Origin of the sequence: Roseospira marina (assembly GCF_014197855.1) — a bacterium.
Taxonomy (GTDB): domain Bacteria; phylum Pseudomonadota; class Alphaproteobacteria; order Rhodospirillales; family Rhodospirillaceae; genus Rhodospira; species Rhodospira marina.
This window is the reverse complement of record NZ_JACIGJ010000011.1, coordinates 15,247-40,192: the sequence shown is the minus strand read 5'-3', so window position 1 is coordinate 40,192 and position 24,946 is coordinate 15,247. Positions and strand designations below refer to the sequence as shown.

At 68.2% G+C, this 24,946-nt stretch carries 22 protein-coding genes; 10 read left to right on the top strand and 12 right to left on the bottom strand.

The genetic code is table 11. The features are described from left to right. Positions 1 to 293 precede the first annotated feature (293 nt). The 3 genes from GGD82_RS14155 to GGD82_RS14145 all read right to left on the bottom strand — a co-directional run bounded on the left by GGD82_RS14155 (position 294) and on the right by GGD82_RS14145 (position 3,646). Entirely contained in the window at positions 294 to 1,670 is a 1,377-nt protein-coding gene (locus GGD82_RS14155) for a glutamate--cysteine ligase (protein WP_150062927.1), read from the bottom strand. A gap of 108 nt (positions 1,671 to 1,778) precedes the next feature. Next, positions 1,779 to 2,621 carry a 16S rRNA (uracil(1498)-N(3))-methyltransferase gene (locus GGD82_RS14150; RefSeq protein WP_150062928.1) on the bottom strand — a complete coding sequence of 281 codons (843 nt, stop codon included), beginning with the start codon at positions 2,619 to 2,621 and terminating at the stop codon, positions 1,779 to 1,781. Positions 2,622 to 2,659: 38 nt separating this feature from the next. Beyond that, entirely contained in the window at positions 2,660 to 3,646 is a 987-nt protein-coding gene (locus GGD82_RS14145) for a 2-hydroxyacid dehydrogenase (RefSeq protein ID WP_150062929.1), read from the bottom strand. A gap of 333 nt (positions 3,647 to 3,979) precedes the next feature. Between GGD82_RS14145 and GGD82_RS14140 the strand changes: the two genes are divergently transcribed. The 3 genes from GGD82_RS14140 (at position 3,980) to hslU (ending at position 7,309) form a co-directional block, all read left to right on the top strand. Then, positions 3,980 to 5,224, top strand: coding sequence for an adenylate/guanylate cyclase domain-containing protein (locus GGD82_RS14140; RefSeq protein ID WP_170284337.1), 1,245 nt, complete (start codon positions 3,980 to 3,982; stop codon positions 5,222 to 5,224). 136 nt (positions 5,225 to 5,360) lie between these two features. Beyond that, the gene (gene hslV, locus GGD82_RS14135; RefSeq protein WP_150062931.1) at positions 5,361 to 5,930 is read left to right on the top strand and encodes an ATP-dependent protease subunit HslV; all 570 of its coding nucleotides are present in this window, start codon (positions 5,361 to 5,363) and stop codon (positions 5,928 to 5,930) included. Between the two features lie 65 nt (positions 5,931 to 5,995). Beyond that, positions 5,996 to 7,309 carry an ATP-dependent protease ATPase subunit HslU gene (hslU, locus tag GGD82_RS14130; protein ID WP_150062932.1) on the top strand — a complete coding sequence of 438 codons (1,314 nt, stop codon included), beginning with the start codon at positions 5,996 to 5,998 and terminating at the stop codon, positions 7,307 to 7,309. Between the two features lie 110 nt (positions 7,310 to 7,419). On the opposite strand, the gene GGD82_RS14125 is transcribed toward hslU, so the two are convergent. From GGD82_RS14125 to GGD82_RS14100, 6 genes are all read right to left on the bottom strand, one after another. Next, complete coding sequence (locus tag GGD82_RS14125; RefSeq protein ID WP_170284338.1) at positions 7,420 to 9,483, bottom strand: methyl-accepting chemotaxis protein; 2,064 nt, start codon at positions 9,481 to 9,483, stop codon at positions 7,420 to 7,422. Positions 9,484 to 10,168: 685 nt separating this feature from the next. Continuing rightward, entirely contained in the window at positions 10,169 to 11,041 is an 873-nt protein-coding gene (gene speE / locus GGD82_RS14120; RefSeq protein ID WP_246163931.1) for a polyamine aminopropyltransferase, read from the bottom strand. Beyond that, complete coding sequence (gene speD, locus GGD82_RS14115; protein ID WP_150062934.1) at positions 11,038 to 11,439, bottom strand: adenosylmethionine decarboxylase; 402 nt, start codon at positions 11,437 to 11,439, stop codon at positions 11,038 to 11,040. The genes speE and speD overlap by 4 nt, the downstream gene beginning before the upstream one ends. 372 nt (positions 11,440 to 11,811) lie before the next feature. Then, positions 11,812 to 12,897 carry a DUF1036 domain-containing protein gene (locus GGD82_RS14110; RefSeq protein WP_170284340.1) on the bottom strand — a complete coding sequence of 362 codons (1,086 nt, stop codon included), beginning with the start codon at positions 12,895 to 12,897 and terminating at the stop codon, positions 11,812 to 11,814. Positions 12,898 to 13,005: 108 nt separating this feature from the next. After that, entirely contained in the window at positions 13,006 to 13,944 is a 939-nt protein-coding gene (locus tag GGD82_RS14105) for an AEC family transporter (RefSeq protein ID WP_150062936.1), read from the bottom strand. A 98-nt stretch (positions 13,945 to 14,042) separates the two neighbouring features. After that, positions 14,043 to 15,020, bottom strand: a complete 978-nt coding sequence (locus tag GGD82_RS14100) for an HpcH/HpaI aldolase/citrate lyase family protein (RefSeq protein ID WP_150062937.1) — start codon at positions 15,018 to 15,020, stop codon at positions 14,043 to 14,045. Positions 15,021 to 15,297: 277 nt separating this feature from the next. Here GGD82_RS14100 and GGD82_RS14095 point away from each other — a divergent pair, with 277 nt between their 5' ends. Then, the gene (locus GGD82_RS14095; RefSeq protein ID WP_150062938.1) at positions 15,298 to 16,140 is read left to right on the top strand and encodes an IclR family transcriptional regulator; all 843 of its coding nucleotides are present in this window, start codon (positions 15,298 to 15,300) and stop codon (positions 16,138 to 16,140) included. A 29-nt stretch (positions 16,141 to 16,169) separates the two neighbouring features. Here the strand turns inward: GGD82_RS14095 and GGD82_RS14090 are convergent, their stop codons facing one another. After that, positions 16,170 to 16,814 carry a thermonuclease family protein gene (locus GGD82_RS14090; protein WP_184013288.1) on the bottom strand — a complete coding sequence of 215 codons (645 nt, stop codon included), beginning with the start codon at positions 16,812 to 16,814 and terminating at the stop codon, positions 16,170 to 16,172. 436 nt (positions 16,815 to 17,250) lie between these two features. On the opposite strand from GGD82_RS14090, the gene GGD82_RS14085 reads away from it, so the two are divergent. Next, a complete protein-coding gene (locus GGD82_RS14085) occupies positions 17,251 to 18,279 on the top strand; it encodes a lysylphosphatidylglycerol synthase domain-containing protein (protein WP_150062940.1) in 1,029 nt (342 codons plus the stop codon). Positions 18,280 to 18,335: 56 nt separating this feature from the next. Next, positions 18,336 to 19,115: a hypothetical protein gene (locus GGD82_RS14080; protein WP_170284342.1), complete on the top strand. Its 780-nt coding sequence runs from the start codon at positions 18,336 to 18,338 to the stop codon at positions 19,113 to 19,115. Between the two features lie 57 nt (positions 19,116 to 19,172). On the opposite strand, the gene GGD82_RS14075 is transcribed toward GGD82_RS14080, so the two are convergent. Then, on the bottom strand, positions 19,173 to 19,631 hold the full coding sequence (locus tag GGD82_RS14075; protein WP_150062943.1) for a tRNA (cytidine(34)-2'-O)-methyltransferase: 459 nt from the start codon (positions 19,629 to 19,631) through the stop codon (positions 19,173 to 19,175). Between the two features lie 323 nt (positions 19,632 to 19,954). On the opposite strand from GGD82_RS14075, the gene petA reads away from it, so the two are divergent. The 4 genes from petA to GGD82_RS14055 all read left to right on the top strand — a co-directional run bounded on the left by petA (position 19,955) and on the right by GGD82_RS14055 (position 23,572). Continuing rightward, positions 19,955 to 20,512 carry a ubiquinol-cytochrome c reductase iron-sulfur subunit gene (gene petA, locus GGD82_RS14070; protein WP_150062944.1) on the top strand — a complete coding sequence of 186 codons (558 nt, stop codon included), beginning with the start codon at positions 19,955 to 19,957 and terminating at the stop codon, positions 20,510 to 20,512. 4 nt (positions 20,513 to 20,516) lie between these two features. Beyond that, the gene (locus tag GGD82_RS14065) at positions 20,517 to 21,758 is read left to right on the top strand and encodes a cytochrome b (protein ID WP_150062945.1); all 1,242 of its coding nucleotides are present in this window, start codon (positions 20,517 to 20,519) and stop codon (positions 21,756 to 21,758) included. Further along, entirely contained in the window at positions 21,755 to 22,561 is an 807-nt protein-coding gene (locus tag GGD82_RS14060; RefSeq protein WP_150062946.1) for a cytochrome c1, read from the top strand. Before GGD82_RS14065 ends, GGD82_RS14060 begins: the two co-directional genes overlap by 4 nt. A 669-nt stretch (positions 22,562 to 23,230) precedes the next feature. Next, complete coding sequence (locus tag GGD82_RS14055) at positions 23,231 to 23,572, top strand: hypothetical protein (protein WP_150062947.1); 342 nt, start codon at positions 23,231 to 23,233, stop codon at positions 23,570 to 23,572. Between the two features lie 88 nt (positions 23,573 to 23,660). On the opposite strand, the gene GGD82_RS14050 is transcribed toward GGD82_RS14055, so the two are convergent. Beyond that, the gene (locus GGD82_RS14050; protein WP_150062948.1) at positions 23,661 to 24,818 is read right to left on the bottom strand and encodes an ATP phosphoribosyltransferase regulatory subunit; all 1,158 of its coding nucleotides are present in this window, start codon (positions 24,816 to 24,818) and stop codon (positions 23,661 to 23,663) included. Positions 24,819 to 24,946: the final 128 nt, after the last annotated feature.

Genomic DNA, 24,946 nt, shown 5'->3' with positions numbered 1-24,946 from the left:
GTGCCGCGCACCTGGGTATGGTTGCGACGACGTGTGATCGTGGTCCGTGGTCAGACGGTGTGACTGTGCCATGATCGTTCCATGGTTTGGTCACGGCCACACCATGGCGCGGCGAGATGATCGCCGCTGGAACGAAGGCTGCGGACGTCGGCCGTCGTTCCGAAAGGGACCCGGTCGGCGCGTTTTCTTGCGCGACGACGGCGACTTTTCTTCTCTCTCTCCACAATACCCCCCTTGCCCGGGTCTGCCACATGGCGGCCCGGGCCTTTTTTTGGGGGAGCGCGGCGAGGGGATCAGTAGGCGCACTCGATGAAGATCGGATCGACACTGCCGTTCCAGCGGCCATGAAAGGCCTCCAGGTGGTCCTCCGCCGGGCTGCGGCCGGACTCGGCAATCGTGAACAGCACGTCGAGGAAGCAGGTCTCGTCCCGGCCCAGGGTGTTCAGACGGGCACGGCGGGCCAGGCCGCCCCGCGCGATGGTCAGCACCTCCAGGGCCAGGTTCCCCAGGGTGCGGCCCTTGAACGGCGTGCGCAGCCCGTGCGCCGGAACCTGATCGCGCAGCGCGGCGATGTCTTCCGGTGTCCAGTCGCGGATCAACTGGCTCACCGCGTCCAGGGCCTGCCCGTCGTACAGCAGGCCGACCCAGAAGGCCGGCAGGGCGCAGATCCGGCTCCAGGGGCCGCCGTCGGCGCCGCGCATTTCCAGGAAGGTTTTCAGCCGCACCTCGGGGAAGGCCGTGGTGACGTGGTCGGCCCAGTCGCCCAGCGTCGGCCTCTCGCCGGGCCGGCCCGGCAGGCGGCCGTCCATAAAATCCCGGAATGACTGGCCGGCGACGTCGATATAGCGGCCGTCGCGGTAGACGAAGTACATCGGCACGTCGAGCATGTAGTCGACGTAGCGCTCGAAGCCCATCCCCGGCTCGAACACGAACGCCGGAATGCCGCAGCGGTCAGGGTCGGTGTCGGTCCAGATGTGGCTGCGGTAGCTGAGGAAGCCGTTGGGTTTGCCCTCGGTGAACGGGCTGTTGGCCCATAGGGCCGTGGCCAGAGGCTGCAAGGCGATGCCGGCGCGGAACTTGCGCACCATGTCGGCCTCGCTGGAAAAATCGAGGTTCACCTGCACGGTGCAGGTTCGCAGCATCATGTCGAGGCCCAGCGAACCCTTGGTCGGCATGTAGCGCCGCATGATGTCGTAGCGGCCCTTGGGCATCCAGGATACCGTCTCGCGCGGCCACTTCGGATTGAAGCCGAGCCCGATCAAGCCGATTCCCAGCTCCGCGCACACCGCCTTCAGGTTCAGGTGGTGTCCGGTCGTCTCGGCGCAGGTTTCGTGAATGGTGGTCAGGGGCGCGCCGGACAGTTCGAGCTGACCGCCCGGCTCCAGCGTTACGCTGCCGCCGGTGGGGCAGGACAGCGCGATCAGCTTGCCGGCTTCCTCGACCGGCGCCCAGCCGAACGCCTCCAGACGCTCCAGAAGGTCCCGGATGCCCGGCCCCTGCGCGTCCCGCTCATAAGGCAGCGGGCGGAAGTCCCGCGCGGAAAAGGCGAGTTTCTCGTGTTCGGTGCCAATGCGCCACCGCTCCGCCGGCTTGCAACCGGATTCGAACCAGGCAACGAGGTCGGCCTTGCCCTCGATGGGCTGGGCGTTGGCTTGGGCGGGGGCGGACATGCGGGCGAGACTCCGGGAGGGCGCGATCGGACAGCGCGGGGAGGGGGTGCCCCTGACTCTGGGGCGGGTCGGGGACCAATCTGGGCCCAATCTGGGGAGGAGACGGGGTCAGCGCCAGTCGCCGGCGAGGGCCTGCCAGAGCGTAAGCCCCGCGATGGCGGCCGTTTCGGCCCGCAAAACGCGGGGTCCCAGGCGCACGGGCGTAACAAACGGCAGTTGGCACAGGGCGTCAAGTTCCGAGTCCGCGAAGCCCCCTTCCGGCCCGACCAGCAGGGCGGCGGGCGTGCCCGCATCGCGGGCGGCGGCGAAGGCGGAGGCGGCGGTCACGGCATGGCCATGCTCCGCCAGCACGAACAGATGGCGGTCCTCCGGCCAGCCCTCGGGGATGCGCGCCAGGGTGATCGGCTCCGCTACCTCCGGTACACTGAGGCGCCGGCACTGCTCCGCGGCCTCAATGGCGTTGGCGCGCAGGCGGGTGGCGTTGACCCGCGCGGCCGTGGTGAACCGGGTCATCACGGGCTGAAGCCGGGCCACCCCCAGTTCCGTCGCCTTTTCCGCCAGTAGGTCCACCGGCCCGCGCTTCAGCGGGGCGAACAAAAGCCAGGGGCCGTCCACCCCACCGTTTTCGGTCCCCTCGGCGGATTGCGGCCGCAGCCGGATCGCGCAGCGGGCGGTCGCGAAGGCCTTTGCCATCGTCTCAAGGGTGGCCTGCCACTCACCGTCGCGGCCATTGAACAGCACCACCGAATCGCCCGGCCCCCGGCGCATGACGCTGCGGAGATAGTGGGCCTGCGGCGCCTCCAGCGTGACCACGGCGCCGTCGTCCAGCGTGGGGTCGGCGACGAACAGCCGCGGCCCATGCCCGCACGGCGGCGCGGGCGCGAGTGCGTCCAGGGTCGCGGACAGGTCCGCGCCCGGCACGGTGTCGTCGTCGGTGTCGTTGGGGGCCATCGGTGTTCTTTCGGACCGGTCCGGGCCGCGTCTGTCCGTTACAGCAGGTTCGGCAGCACGCGGTCGGGCGGGCGGTGCCCGTCGCTAAAGGTCTTGATGTTGATAATGACCTTCTCGCCCATGTCGATGCGGCCCTCGATGGTGGCCGAGCCCATGTGCGGGATGGCGACCACGTTGTCGAGCGACAGCAGCTTGGGGTTCACGGCCGGGGCGCGCTCGTACACGTCGAGGCCGGCGCCCGCCAGATCACCGGACGACAGCATGCGCACCAGGGCGGCCTCGTCGATCACTTCGCCGCGCGCGGTGTTGACGATGTAGGCGGAGCCGTTGAGCAGCTTCAGCCGCCGCGCCGACAGAAGGTGATACGTGGCCGGCGTGTGCGGGCAGTGCACCGAGATCACGTCCATGCGCGCCAGCATCTGGTCGAGACTGTCCCAGTAGGTGGCTTCCAGCTCTGTCTCGATGTCCGCATGGAGCGGCCGGCGGTTGTGGTAGTGGATCGCCATGCCGAAGCCGCGCGCGCGCCGCGCTACGGCCTGCCCGATACGCCCCATGCCCACGATGCCGAGCCGCTTGCCCCAGATGCGGTGCCCCAGCATGTGCGTGGGCGACCAGCCCGCCCAGTTGCCGGAGTGCAGCAGGCGTTCCCCCTCCACCAGCCGGCGCGGCACGGCCAGGATCAGCGCCATCGTCATGTCGGCGGTGTCTTCGGTCAGCACGTCCGGGGTGTTGGTGACCGTGATGCCGCGCTGGTGGGCCGTGGCCACGTCGATGTGGTCGACCCCGGTGCCGAAGTTGGCGATCAGGCGCAGGTTCGGCCCGGCCTGGGACAGCACGCCGGCATCGATCCGATCGGTGACCGTTGGCACCAGGATATCGGCGCGCCCCATGGCGGTGGCCAGATCCTCGCGGCTGAACGGCCGGTCTTCGAGGTTCAGTTCGACGCGAAACAGCTCCGCCATGCGGGTTTCGATGGGATCCGGAAGCTTGCGCGTCACCACGACGAGGGGCTTGGTCGTCGGCATACGGCCTGATCCTCTCGAGTTATGGGAAACGGTCGGTCGGGACCGCGCCTCTGGCCGGTTGACCAGCGGTTCGGCCCTGTTTAGCCCGTCATCGCCCCGCCTGTCCAGGAACCCGCGTGTCGTGTGTCGGACGATGATCGCGAGGCTGGTGCACGCCATCGTGATGAAGGCCCCTGGGCAATGGCCGGTGGGCGTCCTACCTTAGAGCCGGGTCGGATCGGCGTCGGGGGCGCCAGACGGGGGCGTCCCCCGAACAATCCACCCCCCGAACATACCCCGAGGACACAAAAGAACGGCATAGGACCGGGGGCCGGACGCCGCGGAGAATTTACGATGTTGGAAGGTGACATGCTGGCTCCGGCGGCGGTTCCGGCGCCGGTGTGGGATGAATCATGGCGGCGCAACGCGGTGGTCCGCTGGCTGCTGGAAGATGGCTGGCGGGTCGACTCTGCCGAGGGGCTGCTGAACGGCCTTGGGCCGTTGTTGTTGGAAATGGGGGTGCCGGTCGACCGGATCAACCTCGCCGTGCGGGTGCTGCATCCCCAGGTGTTCAGCGTAGCCTTCATCTGGCAACCCGGGTCGCCCGTAGACCGGCGGGAGGGGGCCTATTCGCTGTTGGAGCGCGAGACCTATCTGCGCAGCCCGTTCCACGACCTGAACACGAATCCGGGCAGCGTGATTCGCGCCCGCCTGGCCGGCTCGGCGGCCCGGAGCGACTACCCGATCCTTACCGATCTGGCGGAACAGGGCTTCACGGATTACGTCGCCCTGGCGTTGCCCTGCGGCGATGGTCGGAACAGCGCCATCACGCTGTCCACGCGGGCGCCGGACGGGTTCACGCCGAACCAACTCGCGATCATTGAGGATGCGACCCCCGCCTTGGCGCGACTCGTCGAGATCATGGCGCTGCGCCACACCGCGCTGACGCTCATGCAGACCTACCTGGGCCGCCAGACCGGGGCGCGCGTGCTGGATGGGCTGGTGCGGCGCGGCGATGGGGAGACGATCCAGGCCGTGCTGTGGTTCTGCGACCTGCGCGGCTCCACGCCCCTGGCCGAGAACATGGAGGCGGCGTGCTTCCTGGAGACGCTGAACGGCTATTTCGACGCCATGGCCGGCGCCGTGCTCGACCATGGCGGGGAAGTGCTGCGTTACATCGGTGACGCGGCGCTCGCGATCTTTCCCTTCGAAACCGCGGATACCGCCGCCGCCGATCCCCGCCCGCCCCAGGCGGCCCTGGCGGCGGCCCGCGACGCCGGACAGCGCATGATCGCCCTCAACGCCGAGCGGGCGGCCATCGACAAGCCGGCACTCGGCTACGGGATCGGCCTGCATGTCGGGCGGGTCACCTACGGCAACATCGGGGCGCAAACCCGCCTGGAGTTCACTGTGATCGGCGCCGCCGCCAATCTGGCCGCGCGGGTGGAGGGGCTGTGCCGGACCCTCGACGAGACCATTGTCGTCAGCGACACCTTCCGCAGTCGCCACCCCGGCCCGTGGCGGGACCTCGGCACGCACATGGTGCGGGGTGTGGACACGCCGGTGCAGGTGTACGCGCCGGAGGACGCGCCCGCCTGACCGCGCGGCGGCGGGCGCGGGGGGTGATCGCGTGCCGGCGGTTGGGGGGATGTTTATCCTTGCCCGCCCCTGTCGTGTGCCCCATGTCTTGCCGGCACTCAATACCCCTAGTTTTCGATCCGGAGGACCCCCGTCCATGAGCTCGGCGCCCGCGCACGATCCCATTCAGTGGCATGGCACCACGATTTTGTCGGTCCGCAAGAACGGCCGGGTGGTGGTGGCCGGCGATGGTCAGGTGTCGTTCGGGCAGACCGTCATGAAGTCCAACGCACGGAAGGTCCGCACCCTCTCCGAAGGGGCGGTGCTGACCGGGTTCGCGGGCGCGACCGCCGATGCCTTCGCCCTGTTCGAGCGCCTGGAAGGCCAGCTTGAGAAGCACCCGGGCCAGCTCATGCGCGCCTGCGTCGAGATGGCGAAGGACTGGCGCACCGACCGCTACCTGCGGCGTCTGGAGGCCATGATGGTGGTGGTGGACCGGTCCGTGTCGCTGGTTCTGACCGGCAACGGCGATGTGTTGGAGCCGGAGGACGGTCTGATCGGCATTGGCTCCGGCGGCGCGTTCGCGCTGTCCGCCGCCCGGGCGCTGGCGGACCGCGACGACATGGACGCCGAGGCGATCGCCCGCAAGGCCATGGCGATCGCCGCCGACATCTGCGTCTACACCAACCATTCACTCGTGGTGGAGACTCTGGACGGCGCCGCCTGACCCCGGCCGGCCGCCGCGACGCACCACCCCCGACCGACCCGCTCGCCAGGAAGAACCTCGCTGCCATGTCTGCCTTCAGTCCCCGCGAAATCGTCTCCGAACTGGACCGCTATATTGTCGGCCAGTCCGATGCCAAGCGCGCCGTGGCCATCGCGCTGCGCAACCGCTGGCGCCGCCAGCAGCTCCCGGATGGCCTCCGCGAGGAGGTGCTGCCCAAGAACATTCTGATGATCGGTCCCACCGGTGTCGGTAAGACCGAGATCGCCCGGCGGTTGGCCCGGTTGGCCCAGGCGCCGTTCCTGAAGGTCGAGGCGACCAAGTTCACCGAGGTCGGCTATGTCGGCCGCGACGTTGAGAGCATCGTCCGCGATCTGGTCGAGATCGCCATTACCGAAACCCGGGAGCGGATGCGCCGCCGCGTCCATGCCAAGGCGGAGACGGCGGCCGAGGAGCGTGTGCTTGACGCGCTGGTCGGCGAGACCGCCAAGGACGCCACGCGCCAGAACTTCCGCAAGATGCTGCGCGAGGGCCGGTTGGCTGACAAGGAGGTCGATATCGACGTCCGCGACAGCGGCGGCCTGAACATGCCGACGCTGGATATCCCTGGGATGCCGGGTCAGCAGATGGGCATGCTCAATCTCGGCGATATCTTTGGCAAGGCCATGGGCGGGCGCACCAAGCGCAAGCGCATGACGGTCGAGGAAAGCTACGAGGTCCTGGTGCGCGAGGAGGCGGATAAACTGCTCGACGAGGATCAGGTCGTCAAGGAGGCCATCGCGGCCGTCGAGGACAACGGCATCGTCTTCCTGGACGAGGTGGACAAGATCACCGCGCGCACCGACGCGCGCGGCGGTGGCGATGTGTCGCGCGAGGGCGTGCAGCGCGACCTGCTGCCGCTGATCGAGGGCACCACCGTCGCCACCAAGCACGGGGCGGTACGCACCGACCATATTCTGTTCATCGCCTCGGGCGCGTTCCACCTCGCCAAGCCGGCCGACCTGCTGCCCGAACTTCAGGGCCGCCTGCCGATCCGCGTGGAGCTGAAGGCGCTCGACAAGGACGACTTCGTGCGCATCCTGACCGAGCCCGAGGCCAGCCTCATCAAGCAGTACAAGGCGCTGATGGGGACCGAGGACGTCACCCTGGCGTTCGAGGACGACGCCATCCTGGCCATCGCCGATCTGGCCGCCGAGATCAACGCCACGGTCGAGAACATCGGCGCCCGGCGCCTGCACACGGTGCTGGAGCGGCTGCTGGAGGAGATCTCGTTCACGGCCTCGGACCGGGGCGGCGAGACCATCGTGGTCGATGCGGCCATGGTGCGCGAGCGGGTGAGCCCGCTGGCCAAGTCCGCCGACCTGTCGAAGTTCATCCTGTAAAAACAGACCGGCCCTTGAGCGGATGTCTCCGTTCAAGGGCCGTGCACGGGTACGGCGGGTATACTCCGTTACGAAGCGCCTCCCCCGACGGTCCGGGGGAGGCGTTTTCGTTACGATTGGGCGCTGAGGTCCGCCATGAACGCCTTGACGCGGTCCGACAGCGTTTCCGTCTGGCGCGAGACCTCCTCGGCGGTCGACAGGACCGAGCCCGCCGTGTCGCCCACCTGTGCCAGCGCGTTCGCCACATCGGCAATGCCCGACGACACGGCGAGAATGCCGGTCACCGCCTGCTGGGTGTTGCGGTTGATTTCCGCCGTCGCCGCGTCCTGCTCCTCGACCGCAGCGGCGACCGAGGACGAGATCTCCTTGATCCGCTCGATGCGCGCGTTGATATCCGCGATGGAGGTGACGGCGGTTCCGGAGTGGTCCTGCACACTGGTGATCTGCGCCGCGATCTCATCGGTCGCCTTGCCGGTTTGGTTGGCCAGCGATTTGACCTCGTTAGCCACGACCGCGAAGCCTTTGCCGGCATCCCCGGCGCGTGCCGCTTCGATGGTGGCGTTCAGCGCCAGCAGATTGGTCTGTTCGGCGATGGTGGTGATCAGGTTGACGACGTTGCCGATGGCATCGACCTTGTCGGCAAGCCCCTGGATGGCCTGATTGCTGCTGGACGAGGCCTGCACGGCTTCCTCGGCGGCGCCGGACTGGTGCGCCATCTGGCGGCTGATCTCGCTGACCGAATGGCCGAGCTGCTCCGCCGCCGCCGCGACGGTCTGAGCGTTGGCCGAGGCGTCATCGGCGCCCGTGGCCACATCGCGGGCCTGCCCACGTGTCTGCTCGGCGATCTGGGTCATGGATTCTGCCGACGCGCGCATGGCGTGCGCGGAGTCCATCACGGTGGCGATCAGGGCGCCCACGCTGGCTTCGAACTGTGCGGCGAGCGAGCGGATGGCGGCGCGCTTGTCGGCGTCGGCCTGCGCCTTGACCTGGGCCTGTTCCGCCTCCATCGCCTCCATCTGGATCACGTTCTTGCGGAACACCTCGACCGAGCGGGCGAGGGCGCCGATCTCATCGCCCCGGTCGATACCGCTGACGATCTGGCCGTGGTCCCCCTGGGCGATCTGGGTCGTGACGTCGGTCAGGCGGGTGATCGGCCGGGCGATGGAGCGGCCGATGACCAGCAGAACCATGATCGTGGCGGCGACGAAGCCCAACCCGATCAGGATCATGTTCCATTGCAGCCTGTTGGAGGCGGCGAAGATCTCGGCGATGGGGGCGGCGGCGAACGCCACCCAGGTCGCGTCGGCGGCCTCGAACCGGACCGGCAGGGTGGCGAACATGAAGGGGCGCCCGCCGATGTCCGTCGTGCTCACGGTCGCGGTTCCGCGCAGGGCCGCGCGGTGGGCGGCTTGGATGGCGGGATCGGCGACATTCGCATGCAGGCGGCGGCTGTCGGCATGGGAGACCCAATGGCCGGTGCCGCTCAACAGGCCGCCGAATCCGGTTTTGAACACCGTGACGGCGGCAATTTGCGCTTGCAGGTCGGTCAGCGCGAGATCAACCGTGGCGACGCCGATGGCGCGGCCGTCGTCCATGATCGGGGCCGACGCGGTCGTCATCAGGACCGCCTGGCCCGCGATCTCATAGGAATAGGAGTCGGTGAGCACGGGGCGGCGCAGCCGGATCGGCAGATCATACCACTCATCCGCGCCGCTGCCCTCGCCCATCAGGAGCGGTTCCCACGCCACCGTGTTCCCCTCCCAGTAGAAGTACGGCGCCAGGCGGCCGGCCTCGGTGCTGTACCCCTGACCGGCGGCGGCCGCGTCCGCCCCCAGAACGTCGGGTTCGATGCCCAGCCCGCCGCCGACGAACTGCGGATGGGCGCCGATGGTCTTGTGCACGACTTCGGCGTAGCTCGTCCGATCGCTGACGCCTGCCGCGCGCAGGCCGGTCAGGGCGGAGGCCATCGTGCTGGACGTCGCGAGGGCATCCCCGATGACGGTCTGAACCATGGTTGCAATTCGGGTGCCCCGTTCCTCGAGGATCTGGCGTCCCACGGATTCCGAATACGAGCGTTGGTGCGCGGTGATGATCGAAAGGAAGACGGCAAAGCCGACGATGGTCACGGCCGTGACCTGCAACGCGATGCGCCAGGACAGTGAGAGATTCTTCATCGAACGTCCTTCTGGTTCGTGTCCGCGCGGGCGGTACCGCGACGTCCGTTGGCCCTCCGATGCGCCCCGTTCCGGGTGTCTTCGGAGGACGGGCGCGAGGGCCCATGGACGGCACGCCATCGTGTCCCGCTCCGTGGCCTGTCTGGCCGCGTCGGGCAGGCTGCCGGGAGGCATGCGTCCGGCAGATGTGAATGAGAAAGGGGGGCGCCAGGACGTGCCGCCTTCAACCCATGATCGCCCGACCTGTGCCCCCCGATCAGGGTATGACACGAGCACGATACGCCCATGCCGAGCACGACCGCATACCAGACGTGGTGATAGGTCCGGGTCCGAAAAATCGCAGATCAGATATCGCCAAGTATCATGGCTGTATGCCCTCCAGTATGGAGGGGGACCTGGCCTGTGTAGGGAGCGTCAGCGTCTCGTAAGTGTGGAGTAGGTGGTCCGACTATGATTTATGGTATATTTGATGAAAATCATGTTCTCTTGATAGGATCCCGGTGCCGGTGGTGTCACAACGGGGAATCGGTATTGCGGTGACCGGACGGTGCGAGGCCACTGGATGGACGGTGGGGCACCCCGCAGATTCGGGAGCGCCCCAACCCCAAACGCCTCTCTCCACCGTCATTCCCCACTCGGCCCCCTCTCCGAGGGTCGTGATTCCGGTCGGGGCGGGCGTCCCGGCTCAGCGCATCAAATCTTGGATGTACTTCGGCAGGGCGAAGCACGCGCGCTGGATGTCCGGGGTCCAGTAGCGCGTGGCGAGGTCCAGGCCGGCGACCCGGCTTTCGATCGTGGCGGCGTCGAGACCCCGGTTGGCGGGATCCTTGCTGGCCCAACCCAGGGTCATGAAGCCGCCGACATAGCTGGGCACCGGCACGACATAGAACGAGACGTCGGCGAAGCCGGCCCCACGCAGGCGGTTCCACGAGGTCGTCAATTCGTCCCCCTGGGTGAACGGCACGCCGTTCTGGGTGACCAGGATGCCGCGCTCCGACAGGCGGGCGTGGCAGTCGGCATAGAAGTCTTGGGTGAACAGGACCTCGCCGGGGCCGTGTGGATCGGTGCTGTCCACGATGATGACATCGAACGTCTCGCCCGACGTCTTCATGAAGTCGACACCGTCGGCGATGACGATCCGAGCGCGCGGGTCCTCCAGCGCGGTCTTGCCGATGGCGGGCATCCACTGCTTGGAGAACTCCACCACCCCGGCGTCGATCTCGACCAGCGTCGGCGCGACTCCCGGATGCTTCAGCGCCTCGCGCAAGCAGCCGCCGTCGCCGCCGCCGACGATGCACACCCGCTGGGCCGACCCGTGTCCGACGATGGGCACATGCACCATCATTTCCTGGTACATGAACTCGTCGCCTTCGGTGATCTGAATGACGCCATCCAGCGCCAGCACCCGCCCGAACACCGGGCTTTCAAAGATCACGAGGTCCTGGTGCTCCGTCTGCTCGCGATGCACGACGCGATCAACGGCGAACACCTGGCGCCAGCCGGGGTACAGGGTTTCCTCGAACCGGTCCTGGGCGGTGGGCACGGAGGGCGTGGTCACGGGATCAGTCCTCGCTTGTTCTCGGTCAGGGTGATGGCGTCCGGGCGGAACGCGGCGCGCAGTACGGGGATGGCCTTGTAGGGGTCGGCATCGCCGCACATGAAGATGTCGAGGGCGGCGTAGTCGCGTTCCGGCCATGTGTGAATGGTCAGATGGCTCTCGGCGAGCACCAGCACGCCGGAAATGCCGCCGTTCGGGGTGAAGTGGTGCAGATGGGTGTGGAGGAGCGTGGCCCCGGCGGCGCGGACGGCGTCGGTCAACGCGCGCTCGGTCAGGTCGATGTCGTCGAGCCCATGGGCCCCCCAGATGTCGACCAGCAGGTGGATTCCGGCGAACCGCACGCCATCGCGCTCGATGAAGTGGTCGAGCGGTTGGGGCGGCGGGGTCGTCGTCGCCATCGTGGGCCTCCTTGGAAGAACAGTCCGGGGAAGACCCGTCCGGGGATAACCCGTCCGGGATGAACGGGCCGGACGGATCGTCTCCGCACCCATAGAGAAGCGCCGCTCCCCGTCCCTCGGGACGGGTCGAAGCGGCGCCGTGCACAGCGTTTCTGCGGCAGGCGCGGCCGCGACGCAAGTGAAAAGCTGGGGAGGGGCGGGCCGGGATCAAGGCGGGGCGACGGCCCGATTCCGCCTCGGGACCCCGCCTGTCCGGGCGATCCCCTCACGGGAACGGTCGTCCACGGACAGGACGCCACGTCTCTGTGGTTCGGTGGTGGGGGCCTGGCCGCGGGCGGTCGCCGGATGATCCAGCGACCGACCCGTGCGCGGTCATTGCGGCGCGCGTGCTCCGAGGCCGGCGGGCGCCGCGGTGGATGCGGCGGCGGGGACACCGACCGTCGCGGTGCCGTCCGGATGCTCGGGCATCAGGCCCTCCGCGCTGCGCTCGTCCACGGCCGGCGGGGCGAGCCCGGGCGCCATCTGGTTCTGCGGGGTCGGCGCGCCCGGCATCAGGGAGCGGCCGCCCTCGGGTGCGATGGTCCCGTTCGGTTGTGCGCCCGGCACGTTGGACGGGTCCAGCACCAGGGTGAAGGATGGCGCGTCGCCGCCGGTGTCGACCTCGCGGAAGCCGACTTCGTTGTAGCCGCGGGACTCGCAGTCCGTATCGCCGACGATGGTGAACGCATCATCAACTGCGCAGAACATGTAGCCGTCGCCTTCGAAGTTCTCGTCCGGATCCTCGGCCCGATAGTAATAGTAACGATTGTCCAGTGCCCAGCTGATCACATTGGCGCACTGGCCTGGGTCGACGTTCCACCAGCCCTCGGACGTCCACTGGTCGTCCTTGGTGTAGCCGACGGCCAGCCAGCGCGACACATTGGTCTCGTTGCAAATTCGCAGGCCGGTGTCCCCGCCGCTGCGGTCATCGGATGTCGGGGCGGGCGTTCCAATCGGGGCCGCGCCGGGCACCGTGGTCGGGCTCAGCACCAGCGTGAAGGTGGTCGTGTTCTGGCCCGTGTCGACCTCGCGAAAATCGAGCGTTTTGTACCCGCGCTCGTCGCAGTCCTGGTCCCCGACGATCGTGAAAGCGTCGTCCACCCCACAGAACATGTAGCCGTCGCCCTCGAAGTTCTCCTCGGGATCCTCGGCCCGGTAATAGTAGTATTGCTGGGTGAGGTCGCCGTCCTGCACAAGGGCGCAGTTGCCGGGGTCGACCTGCCACCACCCTTCGGATGTCCACATATCGTCCTTGCTGTACCCGACCGCGACCCAGCGGCTCACGTTGGTCTGGTTGCAGACCTCCAGGCCGGCATAGGCGGGGGTGGCTGTGGCAAGAACGACGGCGACGGGCGCCAGCACGCCAGCGAGGAACCGGGGACCCGGGCAGGGCCGGGGGGTGGCGGGCAGTCGGACCATGGCACTCTCCATCTCACGGGGCCGGTCGGCCCAATCAGAGCGGGCCGAACGGATATCGACGCGGGGTGACCCCGCATGTGTTCCGGCAGTCTAGCAGCCGAAATCTGTCTAGGCGATGGCGCGTACCCAACCAATTAGCAGGGTTATGGTGAGAACGGACGCCAGCGTCTGGGCCGTGATGATCCCGGCGACCAAGGGGGCGTCTCCGCCCATGCGCCGGGCCAGCACGTAAGACGAGGCCGAGCAGGGCAGGGCTCCGTAAAGGACGGTCACGGTGGTCGTCACGGCCTCGAGCCCGGCCAGTTGGCAGCCGCCCCACACGAGCAAAGGGAGCACGATGAGCTTGAGGCCCGTGGAGACCGCAACCGGGCCGCCGGCCCGTTTCAGGTGCGCGAACGACAGGCCGGCTCCGACCGCCAGCAAGGCGATCGGCAGGGCGGCGCGGCCGAGAATGTCGAGCATCGGACCGAGGACCGGCGGTAGGCCGATGCCGGTGATGTTCAGCACGATGCCGAGCGCGCAGGCCAGGATCAGGGGATTGGTCACGACACCCCGGATCACACCCGTGATCGACGCGGATTGGCCGGTGCCGTACACCGTGAGGCAGGCCACCGACAGCACGTTGACCAGCGGCACGACCAGGGCCACGCCGATGGCGGTCAGTGTCACGCCGAGGTCGCCGTACAGGGCCGCCGCCACGGCGAGCCCAACATAGGTGTTGGGGCGGATGGCACCCTGAAACACACTGGTGAACGCAGCGTCGTCCGCGCCCAGGCGTCCGGCCAACAGCGGACGGCGCAGTGCCAGTGTGAGTCCGGCCACCACCAGCACCGTGGTGCCCAGAATGACCATCATCGGCGCCCAGGGCACCGTCGTCATGTCCGCGCGCGCCAGATTGGCGGTCAGCAGGGCGGGGAAGGTGACGGTGTAGGTCAGGTGCTCGGCCGGCCCCCAGAAGGCGTCCGGCACCCATCGGCTCTTGCGCAGGCCGAAGCCGAGCAGGATGACGAGGAAGACCGGCAGGACGGCCGCGAGGGTCTGGCTCATGGCGCACTCGTGTCGGGTTCCGGCGCGGCCCCGAGACGCCGCGCCCGCCGGAGATCGCGGGCGGCTGGATACCCGTCATCCGCCGCCCGTATCCAGGGTCAGCCGCCGGTGATCTGCGCGGCCTTGTTGACCAGAACCTCGGCCTGCTTGATGGAGGCGAGGTCGATCAGCTTGCCGTCCAGCGTCACCGCGCCGCGTCCCTCGGCCTTGGCCTGCTCCATGGCGTCGAGGATGGCGCGGGCCTTCGCCACCTCGTTTTCAGACGGAGAGAAAATGGTGTTGGCGAGATCGATCTGCGAGGGGTGGATGGCCCATTTGCCTTCGCAGCCCAGCACCATCGCGCGGCGCGCCTGGGCGGAATAGCCCTCGCCGTCCTTGATGTCTCCGAAGGGGCCGTCGACGGGGCGCAGGCCGTGCGCGCGGGCCGCGACCACCATGCGCGCGATGGCGTAGTGCCACATGTCGCCCCAGTGGTAGGCGCGGGAGCCGTCCTCCAGCGTGTCGGTCAACACGCCATAGTTCGGGTTCGGCCCGCCGATGCCCACGGTCGCCGCCTTGGTCGAGGCCGCGTAGTCGGCCACGCCGAAGTGCAGGCTCTCGTTGCGTTTGGACGCGGCCGCGATGGCGTCGATGTTCGCCATGCCGAGGGCGGACTCAATGATCATCTCCAGGCCGATGCGCTTCTTGGCGCCGGTGGCGGCCTCGATCTGTGAGACGAGGCAATCGACCATATAGACGTCGGCGGCGGTGCCGACCTTGGGGATCATGATGAGGTCGAGCTTGTCCGGCGCGCCCTCCAGAACCTCGACCACGTCGCGGTACATGAACGGCGTGTCCAGGCCGTTGATGCGCACGGACACGGTCTTGCGGCTCCAGTCCAGATCGTTCAGCGCCTCGATGATGTTCTTGCGGGCCTTGGGCTTTTCATCCGGGGCAACGGCGTCCTCCAGGTCCAGGAACACGATGTCGGCGTTGCTCTGCGCGGCCTTTTCCAGGAAGCGGGCGCTGGAGCCGGGCACCGCCAGTTCGGACCGGTTCAGCCGCGCGGGGGCCTGTTCGAAGACGGTAAAGCTCATGGGTGTCACCTCCGAGTTATTGGGCGGGTTTTGGGTCTGGTTGGGACGCGGCCGGGGCACGTCCGAGACTGGAATCCAATGAAAGCAGTTTCCATAATATGGAAATGGCGGGTTCGGTCCGGCACCGAAACCGCCTATGCTGGCCCGCTTACCGCGAGGCAAGGGGGTTACCGCTTATGTTGCATTGCCGCAGAAGCCCTGGGTACCACGATTCCGACGCCGTCGAAAGTATCCTGGCGGACGGGGTGTCGGCGCAGCCTTTCGGGGTGATCTCGCCATGAGCCCGCCGCCGCGCCGCAAGGCGGCCGGGTCCGCGACCGGGAAGGTCGAGCCCGGCGGCGTGCAGTCGGTCCGCCGCGCCATTGCGGTTCTGAAGGCGCTGACCACCACCGACGAGGGGCTGACCCTGACCGAGGTCTGCCAGACGGTGGGTCTGGCGCCCTCTACGGCGCACCGGTTGCTGACGACGCTTCAGGATGAGCGGTTTGCGCGTGTGGATCCGGCAACGGGGCTCTGGTCGGTGGGGGTGGAGGCGTTCAGCGTCGGCAACGGTTTCCTGAGGGCGCGCGATCTGGTCTCCATGGCGCGCTCCGAGATGCGCCAGCTCATGTACGACAGCGGCGAGACCGTGAATCTGGCCGTCGAGGACGAGGGGCAGGCCACCTACCTTGCCCAGGTCGAATGCCGGGAGATGATGCGGGCCTTCGCCAAGCCGGGCGCGCGGGTGCCCTTGCATTGCTCGGGCGTGGGCAAGGCCCTGCTGGCGGCCATGGAGCCGGTAGCCGTGCAGCGGATGCTGGAGGAGCGGCCCCCGGTGCGGGCGACGCAGCGCACGCTGGCCAGTGCCTCTCAGCTCATGACCGATCTGGAGGCGACGCGGGCGCGCGGCTACGCCATCGACGACCAGGAACAGGCCATCGGGCTGCGGTGCGTGGCGGCCGTCATCCGGGACGAGCACGGCGGCCCAATGGCGGCGGTCTCGCTGTCGGGGCCGATGGCCCGGATTACGGATGCGCGGGTGCCGATGCTGGGCGACCTCGTGATGCGCTCCGCGCGGGCGATTACCGGCCGGATGGGGGGGCGTGTCGGGGACCCGGCACCAGGCGGGACGCCGACCTGAGCCGGGGCGTGCCGCGCCGGGCTCCGGGATCAGTCCGTGCCGAGCAGCCACGCGAGCGGCGGCCGGTGCCAGCCGTCGGCCTCGGCCGCTTCATCGCTGCAATACAACGCCGAGACGGCGCTGTCGGGCACATCCGCGTACCCGGGGTCGAGCGGCACCAGATAGATCGGATGGCCCGTCTCATCGGTCAGCGCCTTGATGGGGCACGCCGGGTCCGGACCGCTGGTGTCGTCGCCGTTGCGCTCCCCGTTGCGCCAACCCCGGGGGTGCACGAAATCCGTGCTCCACACGCCCAGGCGGCCGGCGCGTGCACTCTCCTCCGCTTCGCGGTAGCGCGCCGGGGCGTCGGATAGGGTCACGGCGAGTCCCTGGGACAACAGCACCAGCGCCAGATCCTTTTTGTCATCCAGGGCGCAGACGGCGAGCGGGCTTTGTGTGGTGTCCGGCCCCGTGCTGTCTTGGACCGTGCACTGGGGGGCGCTCAGGGCCAGCCCGAGCAGTCGGTGCAGGGCGAAGGCGGCGTCCTTGCCGCACGCGGTCCAGCGGCCGGCGCGGCGGCACCGTTGGCCCAGCTCCGGGGCGTCGATTCCATAGAGGTGGTACACCCCGTCCGCCGTCTGGATCGTGTCGCCGTCGACGACGAGCGCCTGACTCGCCGGTCCATCGGCGGCCATTACCGGGCTCGGCGCGTGCATGGCGAAGGCGGCCACGGCGAGGGGGACCAGAACCGCACACAGGGTGGCCAGACAGCGGAGGAAACCCCGGGGTGGCCGGCGTCTGCGTCCGCCTTGTGTGTTTGACGGCTGCGACCGCACCTCGCCCTCCACCTTCATCGTCGCTCGTGGTCCGTTCCGAACACGCCATCCCGAGCGGGAGTCTGTCCCCCCGAGCGGTTTCGCGTCGGTCCATACACTGATCCGACAGTGTGGCTAGATTAGGCCGGCCCGCGGTGGGCGTCCACTCTACCCGTCCGATTTTTCGCGCGGCGCTCGCGGTGTGCGGATCGGTCTCGCCGGGCTTTCGCGGTCGGGCGTCCTGCGCTACACGGAGAGTCGACCCTGCCTTTGCGCGCTGCGACCGTGACCGCGCCCTCGGGAGCCTGTTCGGCCCATGCCTACCGATGCCCGCGTTTCTGCCCGCCCGGCCTCCTCCCGCCGCGCCGTGTTGTGGCGCATCGGCCTGGCGGCGCTCGTTCTGGCGGGGCTGGCGGGCTGGCTGCTGGCCGAGGGGGCGACCGGGGCTTTCGTCACGGCGTTGGTGGAGGCGGACCCGGGGCCGGTGCTGCTGGCGGTGGCGATCTATCCGTTTATCACGGTGGCGCGGGCGGTCCGGTTCCAGGTTGGTCTGCGGCTGATGGCCGATGGTGGCGCTGCGGTGCCGGCCGCGCCGCTGTGGCCGCTGGTGCGCGTGGCGGCCTTTCACTCCGTGCTGGCGTCGCTGGCGCCCATGCGCCTGGGGGAGCTGTCGCTGGTGCCGCTGCTCCACCGTATGGTGGGCACGCCGTTGGCGGTTGGGTCCGCGCTGCTCGTGGTGCTGCGGCTGATCGATCTGGTCGTGGTGCTGTCGAGCGGTCTGGTCGCGCTGGCGCTGCTGCCGGCCGCGCGCGCCGCCGTGCCGGGCGCCGCGCCGATCGCCGCGGGCGCCGTGGCGGCCCTGATGGCCGGACTGGCCGTGGCACCCTGGATCGCCCGCCGGTTGCGGGTCCTGACGCCATTCGGGGGCGGGCGGCTGGGCCGGTTGTGGCAGACCCTGATGGGCGCGCTGGCGGCGCAGACCCCGACGCGCGTGCTGGTGCAGATCGGGTGGACCGCGCTGGTCTGGGGGCTCATCTATGCCATGGCGTGGCTGTGCGCCAACGCGACGGCGCCCGCCATCGGTCTGGCGGGCGGGGTGGCTGGAGGCGCCGCCACGGCGCTGGCGTCCGTGCTGCCGGTGAGCACCTTCGCCAACGCCGGCACGTTCGAGGCGGCGTGGATGCTGGCCCTGATCCCGGCCGGGCTGTCGCAGGCCGAGGCGCTGGCGACCGGCATCCTGTTCCACGTTGGCGGGCTGGCCGGGTCGGTGGCGATGGGGGGCGTGGCGCTGTTGGGCGGGTGGCCCCGGCTGTCCCGCCCCGAAGAGGGCACAATCCCGCGCTAAAAAGAGCGCGGCTTTGTGTCGTCGGCCCATCCCTTTGGGAGAGGAGATCGCGGATCATGCATGCGCTCAGCCCCGTTCGAGCCCCGTCTCGTGCCGTGGCCACCCTGGCCGGTTTGGCCCTGGCCGTCCTGGTCACGATGGCCGTCCCCTCCGCTGTGCGGGCCGAGGCCGCGGTGGACGGCGACTCGCCCGATGCGCCCGGCACGGCCTATTGCGGCGCGGTGGCGCGGCACTGCGGCGAAACCTGCGTGGAGACGACGGAGCCGGGCAGCGCCGACGCGGCCTCCTGTCAGGCGCGCTGCGCCGTGGAGCGGAGCGCGTGCGAGGCGCGCGACAGCCTGTCGCAGGTCAAGCCCTGGCTGGACGATCAGGCCGATAAGATGGACAGCTTCGTGGAGGGGTTTCAGGGCAACGGCGGCGACCGCTATGTCGAGGAGCCCAACCTGCACCACGACGACGAGGAGAACGATCCCGCCGCGCCTCAGGCGACGCCGGTCCCCCCATCAGACCCCGGGAGCGACAGCGCTGCCGTCGCGACCTGCGAAACCGAGCATGACGCCTGTGTGGACCGGTGCGAACGGCGCCACCCGGGCGATGACTACGCGCAGGCCGGCTGCACGAGCGTCTGTGCCCTCGACCGGGCGACCTGCGAGGCGAACGCCGGTGTCGAGTCTGCCAAGCCGTTCATCAAGCGGGAGGCCGATCGGCTGCGCGACTTCTTCGACGGCCTCCTGGAGGAGGACGCTCCGGCGCCGCCGCCCTCCCGTCCCGCGCCACCGCCCGCCTCCCCGCCAGCCTTGGGCACCGAAAACCCGGACGGCACGATGGATCTTTAGACAGTGCGTCGCGGGAGGTGGCGCGTCGCGGGTCGGTTCCGGTGATCATCACGGCGGTTATCCGGGCCAGCCGTCCGTCTGCCGCAAAGCCTCGCCCGCGACCATCGCGGCCGCCATCGCGACATTGAACGACCGCGCCCCGGGGGCGAGCGGGATGCGCACGCTGACGTCCGCCTCGGCGTGGATCGCCGCTGGCAGGCCGGCGCTTTCCCGGCCCAGCAGCAGAATATCGGTCGGGCGATACCGGACGTCGACGTGCCGCGCCGGGGCCTGCGTGCTGAGAACGACGAGGCGGGCCCCGGCGATTCCCTCGGCGGCTCGGAACGTCGCCCAACCCGAGTGTCGGCGCAGGTTGGCGCCGTCGAGATAGTCCATGGCGACCCGCCGCAGCCGCTTGTCATCCCAGACGAATCCGCATGGCTCGATGACGTCGAGGGGCAGTTCCAGACACGCCGCGAGCCGGATTGTTGCCGCTGTGTTCTGGGGCATATCGGGTTGATAAAGGGCGATGCGCATGCAAAAAAGCCTGGATGGCGAAAGGGTTATGCGAAAAGGCCGAGGATTTTTTATCCTTTTCATGGCTATGGATTTCGATTATACACCCCCAAAACCGCCGCTGCCCATGGGCCGCGTCCACCCGTTCGTCGGGTGCTGATGTGGGGCTGTCAAGGCGGGTATTGTCCGCTTCTGGGTCGAAATGCCTGGCTCAAGGATCCCGGCGAGCCGGCGCGGGCGGAACATCATGACCGTGTTTGTCTGACGCACGCCGATCCGAGGGGGAGGGAGCGTGGGTCATCTCCTTTTGCGCTCCGCAAACGCAATGAAGAGGTTGCTTCAACATGTCTCAAGCGGTTGATTCGGCGGGGACCGCCGACGGCGAGAGCCGTCGCGATTTCCTGCTGTACGCCACGGGCGCCGTGGGTGCGGTGGGGACCGCGCTGGCGGTCTGGCCTTTCATCGACTCCATGAATCCGGCCAAGGACGTGCTTGCGCTCGCCACCGTCGAGGTGGACCTGTCGCCGGTCGCGGTCGGTCAGGCCATCACCGTCGTCTGGCGCGGCAAGCCCGTGTTCGTGCGCCATCGTACGCCGGAAGACATCGAACAGGCCAAGGCCGTCGATGTCAGCACCCTGCGTGACCCCGAAACCGATGAAGAGCGGACGATCAAGCCGGAGTGGCTGGTCATGGTCGGCATCTGCACGCATCTGGGCTGCGTGCCCAAGGGGCAGAAGCCGAGCGATCCGAAGGGTGAGTGGAACGGCTGGTTCTGTGTCTGCCACGGCTCGCAGTACGACACGGCCGGCCGTATCCGCAAGGGGCCGGCGCCGTTGAACCTGCCCGTCCCGGAATACGCCTTCCTGGATGACACGACCATCCGGATTGGTGAGGAGGGCTAGGTTCATGAGCAGCACACCGGATCCCGTCTGGAGCAACCGCACCATCAAGTGGGTGGACCGCCGCCTGCCGATCTTTTCCCTGCTGTACCGGGAAGGCATCGTCTACCCCACCCCTCGCAACCTGAACTACTGGTGGAACTTCGGGTTCATTGCCGGCCTCGCGCTGGTGATCCTGATTCTCTCCGGTATCTTCCTGGCGATGTTCTACACGCCGCATGAAGACATGGCCTTCGCCTCGATCGAGCGCTTGATGCGCGAGGTGAACTACGGCTGGCTGATCCGCTTTATTCATATGAATACGGTCAGCCTGTTCTTCGCCGCCGTCTACATCCACATCTTCCGCGGCATGTACTACGGCTCCTATAAGGCGCCGCGCGAACTGCTGTGGGCCATCGGCGTCATCATCTACCTCGTGATGGTCGGCACCGCCTTCCTGGGCTACGTGCTGCCGTGGGGTCAGATGTCGTTCTGGGCCGCGACCGTGATCACCAGCTTGGTGACCGCCATTCCGGTGGTCGGCGACGACATCGCCGTGTGGCTATGGGGCGGTTTCTCGGTGGACAACGACACGCTGAAGCGCTTCTTCTCGCTGCACTACCTGCTGCCGTTCGTGATCTTCGCGCTGGTGTTCATGCACCTGTGGGCGCTGCACACCACGAAGTCGGGTAACCCGCTGGGCGTGGATGTGAAGAAGCCGGCCGATACCCTGCCGTTCCACCCGTACTACACGCTGAAGGACGCCTTTGGTCTCGGCATCGCCCTGATCATCCTGTGCTTCTTCGTGTTCTTCTATCCGAACTACTTCAACCACGCGATCAACTATGTGCAGGCGGACCCGATGGTCACGCCGGAGCACATCGTGCCGGAATGGTACTTCCTGCCGTTCTACGCCATCCTGCGTGCGGTGCCGGACAAGCTCGGCGGTGTGCTGCTGATGTTTGCGGCGATCGCCATCTGGCTGTTCCTGCCGCTCCTGGACACCTCGAAGACGCGGAGCGGTCGCTTCCGCCCGATCTTCAAGTGGTTCTTCTGGCTGCTGTTCATCGACTTCGTGCTGCTGGGCTACCTGGGCGCGATGCCGGCCGAGGGCGTGTACATCACCCTGGGTCAGTGGGCCACCGCGTACTATTTCGTTCACTTCCTGGTCTTCCTGCCCCTGCTGGGCTGGATCGAGAAACCGTTGCCCGTGCCCGAGAGCATCAGCGCGGCCGTGACCGACGGTCATGAGAAGGAGGCCGCAGCATGAGCACCCTGACCCGACTCGCCACTGCGGCCATGATGGCCGCCGGCCTCTCGCTCGGGGCGGGCGCCACCGGTGCTCTCGCCTCCAGCGGGGATGGACCGCACCTGAAACAGCCGAACTGGAGCTTCAACGGCCTGTTCGGTGGCTATGACGAAGCCCAGCTTCGCCGTGGCTGGGAAGTCTATTCCGGCGTTTGCAAGTCCTGCCATCCGCTGGACTACATGCACTACCGGAACCTGGAGCAGATCGGCTACACGGCGGACGAGGTGAAGGAAATCGCCGCCTCGTTCGATGTGCCCGATGGTCCGGACGAGTGGGGCGAGATGTACACCCGCCCGGCCACTCCGATGGACCCGATCGCCCACCCCTACGAGAACGACGCCATTGCGAAGCTGGCCAACGGGGGCGTCGTGCCGCCGAACCTGTCGGTGATGGCGCGGGCTCGTGACGGCGGCGCGGACTACATCTACAGCCTGCTGCTTGGCTACGCGGATGAGGTGCCGGAATACGTTCTTGAAGCGGATCCGAACTTCTCCCTGCCGCCGGGCAAGAGCTTCAACCACTACTTCCCGGGTCATGCGATCTCCATGCCCCAGCAGCTGTTCGAGGGCATCCTGGAGTACTCGGACGGCTCCACGCCGTCGGCCGAGCAGATGGCGCTCGATGTCACGAGCTTCCTGCAGTGGGCCGCCGAGCCCGAGCTGGAAGACCGCAAGGCGCTGGGGCGTTACACGCTGTTGTTCCTGATCGTGCTGACCGGGCTGCTGTACGCCTACAAGCGTGAGATCTGGAAAGACGCGCACTGATCCTGGGGCAACCTCTTTCGATCGTCAGATCGGCCTGGGCCGCTCACTTCGGTGAGCGGCCCTTCTTTTTTGCGGCGCGCGTCGCGCCGTCCTGCGCGACGCGGGGGAGCGGTCAGGGCGGCCGACGCCTGAACAGACGTCACGCATCGTTCGGCCGGTGTGATCACATCGGCGTCTTAAATCTGCGGCGGCTGTATGGACAGCCGAGCCCGTTCAAGTGCCGGCCCGTATCAAGAGCCTGGGGGCGCTGGCATGCCTGTCGTCTGGTGATCGGACTGAAATGACTTCGTTGGTAAACGAATGAAGAAAGGTGTATGGGTCAATAATGTCTTCACATGCCTTATAACTCTACGTGCTATGACATGTATATTTTTACCGGCCGCATAATTATGTCGGCCTCTACGTTTTTCTATTTGACACCGTAACGAGTTCGCGGCAAGGATAGCAACCAGCGCAGGACGCAAAAGGGGGTTGTAAAGCCGAGTTGCATGGGCGGCCATGTCGCCGTCACCGGCCGGCCTCCGACCTGTCCCCGTTGCGCTGCCAACAGGCGCGGCGGACCGTTCCGCATGCGTTTGTCCACGGGAAACCTTCGCGCCGCTCGCGAGGCGATCCGGTGGCTGCTCCGGCCGTACTCAATCCATGTTTGACGGAACAAAGGAGTCTGTGATGCGTACGCTGACGATGATGGCCGCAACCGCTGGCCTCGCGACCCTTCTGGCCGGCCCGGCCCTGGCCGACACCGTGGCGGTCACCACGGTGACCGACCTGATGGAGCCCTCCCAGACCATCACATCCTCGGGTCATGTCGCCTTTGTCGGGACCGAGGAGATCCGCTTCAAGGTGGCGGGTAAGACCTGCACATGGGTCGGCTCCGCCGCCGGCTCCGTGCCGAAAGGCTGCAACTACAAGATCACCGTCAACGTGACGACCGGGGAGCTTTCCGACCCCAGCAGCCTGGATAACCCGGTCTGTACGAAGACCGCCGACATGCTGGCCGCGTGCAAGTAGCAACGCGGCGACGCGGCGTCGCGTCCCGCCCCGCGTGGTGGCGGGGCGCGACGTTCGTCACCATCAACGACGGTTCAAAGAGACGGGGTCAGGTCAGGGCTTCGGGCCCGTCGGCGCCCAGCACAAACCCACAGTCGAGCCGGCGGGCCTCGGCCGTGAGGTCGATATCCGCTTCCAGCGCCTGCAGCACGGTCCAGCCGTCACGGCGCAACCGGGCGGCCGCCCCCCGGTCATGGCCCACCGGCGCCAACACGCGGCGCGGCAAGGGCGCCTCCGGCATGGCATCGAGGACGGCATCCATCATCAGCGTGAAGCCGGTGGCGGGCTGGCCGCGGCCCTCGGGCCCGGCGATATAGCGTCCGCCGCGCGCCAGTTCGCCGCGTGCGCCGCGTGCGAAGATCGAGAACCCAAAGCCCGTGTAGTACTCGAAGCCCCGGCTTTCCAGGGCGTCCACGGTCAGGGTGAGGCCGGGATGCGCGGCTTCGATGTGGTCCACAAGCTGGTGCAGCGCCGCGACCCGCTCCGCCGCCGCCGGCGGCAGGCCTAGGGCCGCGATCTCCGCCAACGCTTCTCGGGCGGGGCCGGTCGCCTGGATTAGCGCGACCAGGGCGGCACCCAAGTCCGGCAGCGACCGGGCGGCGTCCTGCACGGATGCCACGTCTTTGTGATCGACCGGCACGCGCAACGCCTCGCGCAGGGCCTCGGGCGCAGCGTGCGCCTCGCACAATACGCCGAGCAGGGTCGGCAGGTTCAGGTCGATGGTGGCGTTGACGACCCCTTCGGCCTCCAGCGCCTCGGCCGCCAGCACGACGATTTCGGCCTCGGCCGCCGGGGTGTCGGCGCCGATCAGTTCCGCGCCCACCTGAGTGAACTGCCGCTCCGGCCGAAGCTGCGTGCCGCGCACCCGCAGCACCTGGCCGGCGTAGCACAGACGCAACGGCCGGGGATCATGGCGCAGCCGCGTCGTGGCGATGCGGCCGATCTGGACGGTGAAGTCGGGCCGTACGCCCATCATGCGCTGGGATACCGGGTCCATGACGCGGAAGGTGTCGCGCGCCAGGGCGGCCCCGGCCCCGGCCAGCAGGCCGTCCTCGAACTCGATCAGCGGTGGCTTGACCCGCCGGTAGCCGTGGCCGCGGACAAAGGCCATCAGGCCATCCACCACGTCGGCCTCGCGCTCGGCGCGCGGGGGCAGGCCGTCGTTCAGGCCGTTGGGGAGCAGGGCAGGGTGCGGCGCGTGAATCATGATGGGATCGGCCCGGTTGGAGGCGGGGCGGCAGGGTGACCCCCGCTGTTTAGTCGGTTGGCCGAGGCACCGCAAATCAAAACCGGGCCAACGGCGTGCCCGGTCGGGCCCGCGGTGCGGCGATCCCG

Coding starts and splice junctions, on each gene's coding strand:
- GGD82_RS14085 (WP_150062940.1), top strand. CDS start 17,251: ATGCCTACCGATGCCCGCGTTTCTGCCCGCCCGGCCTCCTCCCGCCGC.
- hslV (WP_150062931.1), top strand. CDS start 5,361: ATGAGCTCGGCGCCCGCGCACGATCCCATTCAGTGGCATGGCACCACG.
- GGD82_RS14150 (WP_150062928.1), bottom strand. CDS start 2,621: ATGGCCCCCAACGACACCGACGACGACACCGTGCCGGGCGCGGACCTG.
- GGD82_RS14080 (WP_170284342.1), top strand. CDS start 18,336: ATGCATGCGCTCAGCCCCGTTCGAGCCCCGTCTCGTGCCGTGGCCACC.
- GGD82_RS14065 (WP_150062945.1), top strand. CDS start 20,517: ATGAGCAGCACACCGGATCCCGTCTGGAGCAACCGCACCATCAAGTGG.
- GGD82_RS14075 (WP_150062943.1), bottom strand. CDS start 19,631: ATGCGCATCGCCCTTTATCAACCCGATATGCCCCAGAACACAGCGGCA.
- GGD82_RS14125 (WP_170284338.1), bottom strand. CDS start 9,483: ATGAAGAATCTCTCACTGTCCTGGCGCATCGCGTTGCAGGTCACGGCC.
- speD (WP_150062934.1), bottom strand. CDS start 11,439: ATGGCGACGACGACCCCGCCGCCCCAACCGCTCGACCACTTCATCGAG.
- GGD82_RS14140 (WP_170284337.1), top strand. CDS start 3,980: ATGTTGGAAGGTGACATGCTGGCTCCGGCGGCGGTTCCGGCGCCGGTG.
- GGD82_RS14090 (WP_184013288.1), bottom strand. CDS start 16,814: ATGGCCGCCGATGGACCGGCGAGTCAGGCGCTCGTCGTCGACGGCGAC.
- GGD82_RS14095 (WP_150062938.1), top strand. CDS start 15,298: ATGAGCCCGCCGCCGCGCCGCAAGGCGGCCGGGTCCGCGACCGGGAAG.
- GGD82_RS14145 (WP_150062929.1), bottom strand. CDS start 3,646: ATGCCGACGACCAAGCCCCTCGTCGTGGTGACGCGCAAGCTTCCGGAT.
- GGD82_RS14110 (WP_170284340.1), bottom strand. CDS start 12,897: ATGGTCCGACTGCCCGCCACCCCCCGGCCCTGCCCGGGTCCCCGGTTC.
- GGD82_RS14060 (WP_150062946.1), top strand. CDS start 21,755: ATGAGCACCCTGACCCGACTCGCCACTGCGGCCATGATGGCCGCCGGC.
- GGD82_RS14100 (WP_150062937.1), bottom strand. CDS start 15,020: ATGAGCTTTACCGTCTTCGAACAGGCCCCCGCGCGGCTGAACCGGTCC.
- hslU (WP_150062932.1), top strand. CDS start 5,996: ATGTCTGCCTTCAGTCCCCGCGAAATCGTCTCCGAACTGGACCGCTAT.
- GGD82_RS14105 (WP_150062936.1), bottom strand. CDS start 13,944: ATGAGCCAGACCCTCGCGGCCGTCCTGCCGGTCTTCCTCGTCATCCTG.
- GGD82_RS14055 (WP_150062947.1), top strand. CDS start 23,231: ATGCGTACGCTGACGATGATGGCCGCAACCGCTGGCCTCGCGACCCTT.
- GGD82_RS14050 (WP_150062948.1), bottom strand. CDS start 24,818: ATGATTCACGCGCCGCACCCTGCCCTGCTCCCCAACGGCCTGAACGAC.
- GGD82_RS14155 (WP_150062927.1), bottom strand. CDS start 1,670: ATGTCCGCCCCCGCCCAAGCCAACGCCCAGCCCATCGAGGGCAAGGCC.
- petA (WP_150062944.1), top strand. CDS start 19,955: ATGTCTCAAGCGGTTGATTCGGCGGGGACCGCCGACGGCGAGAGCCGT.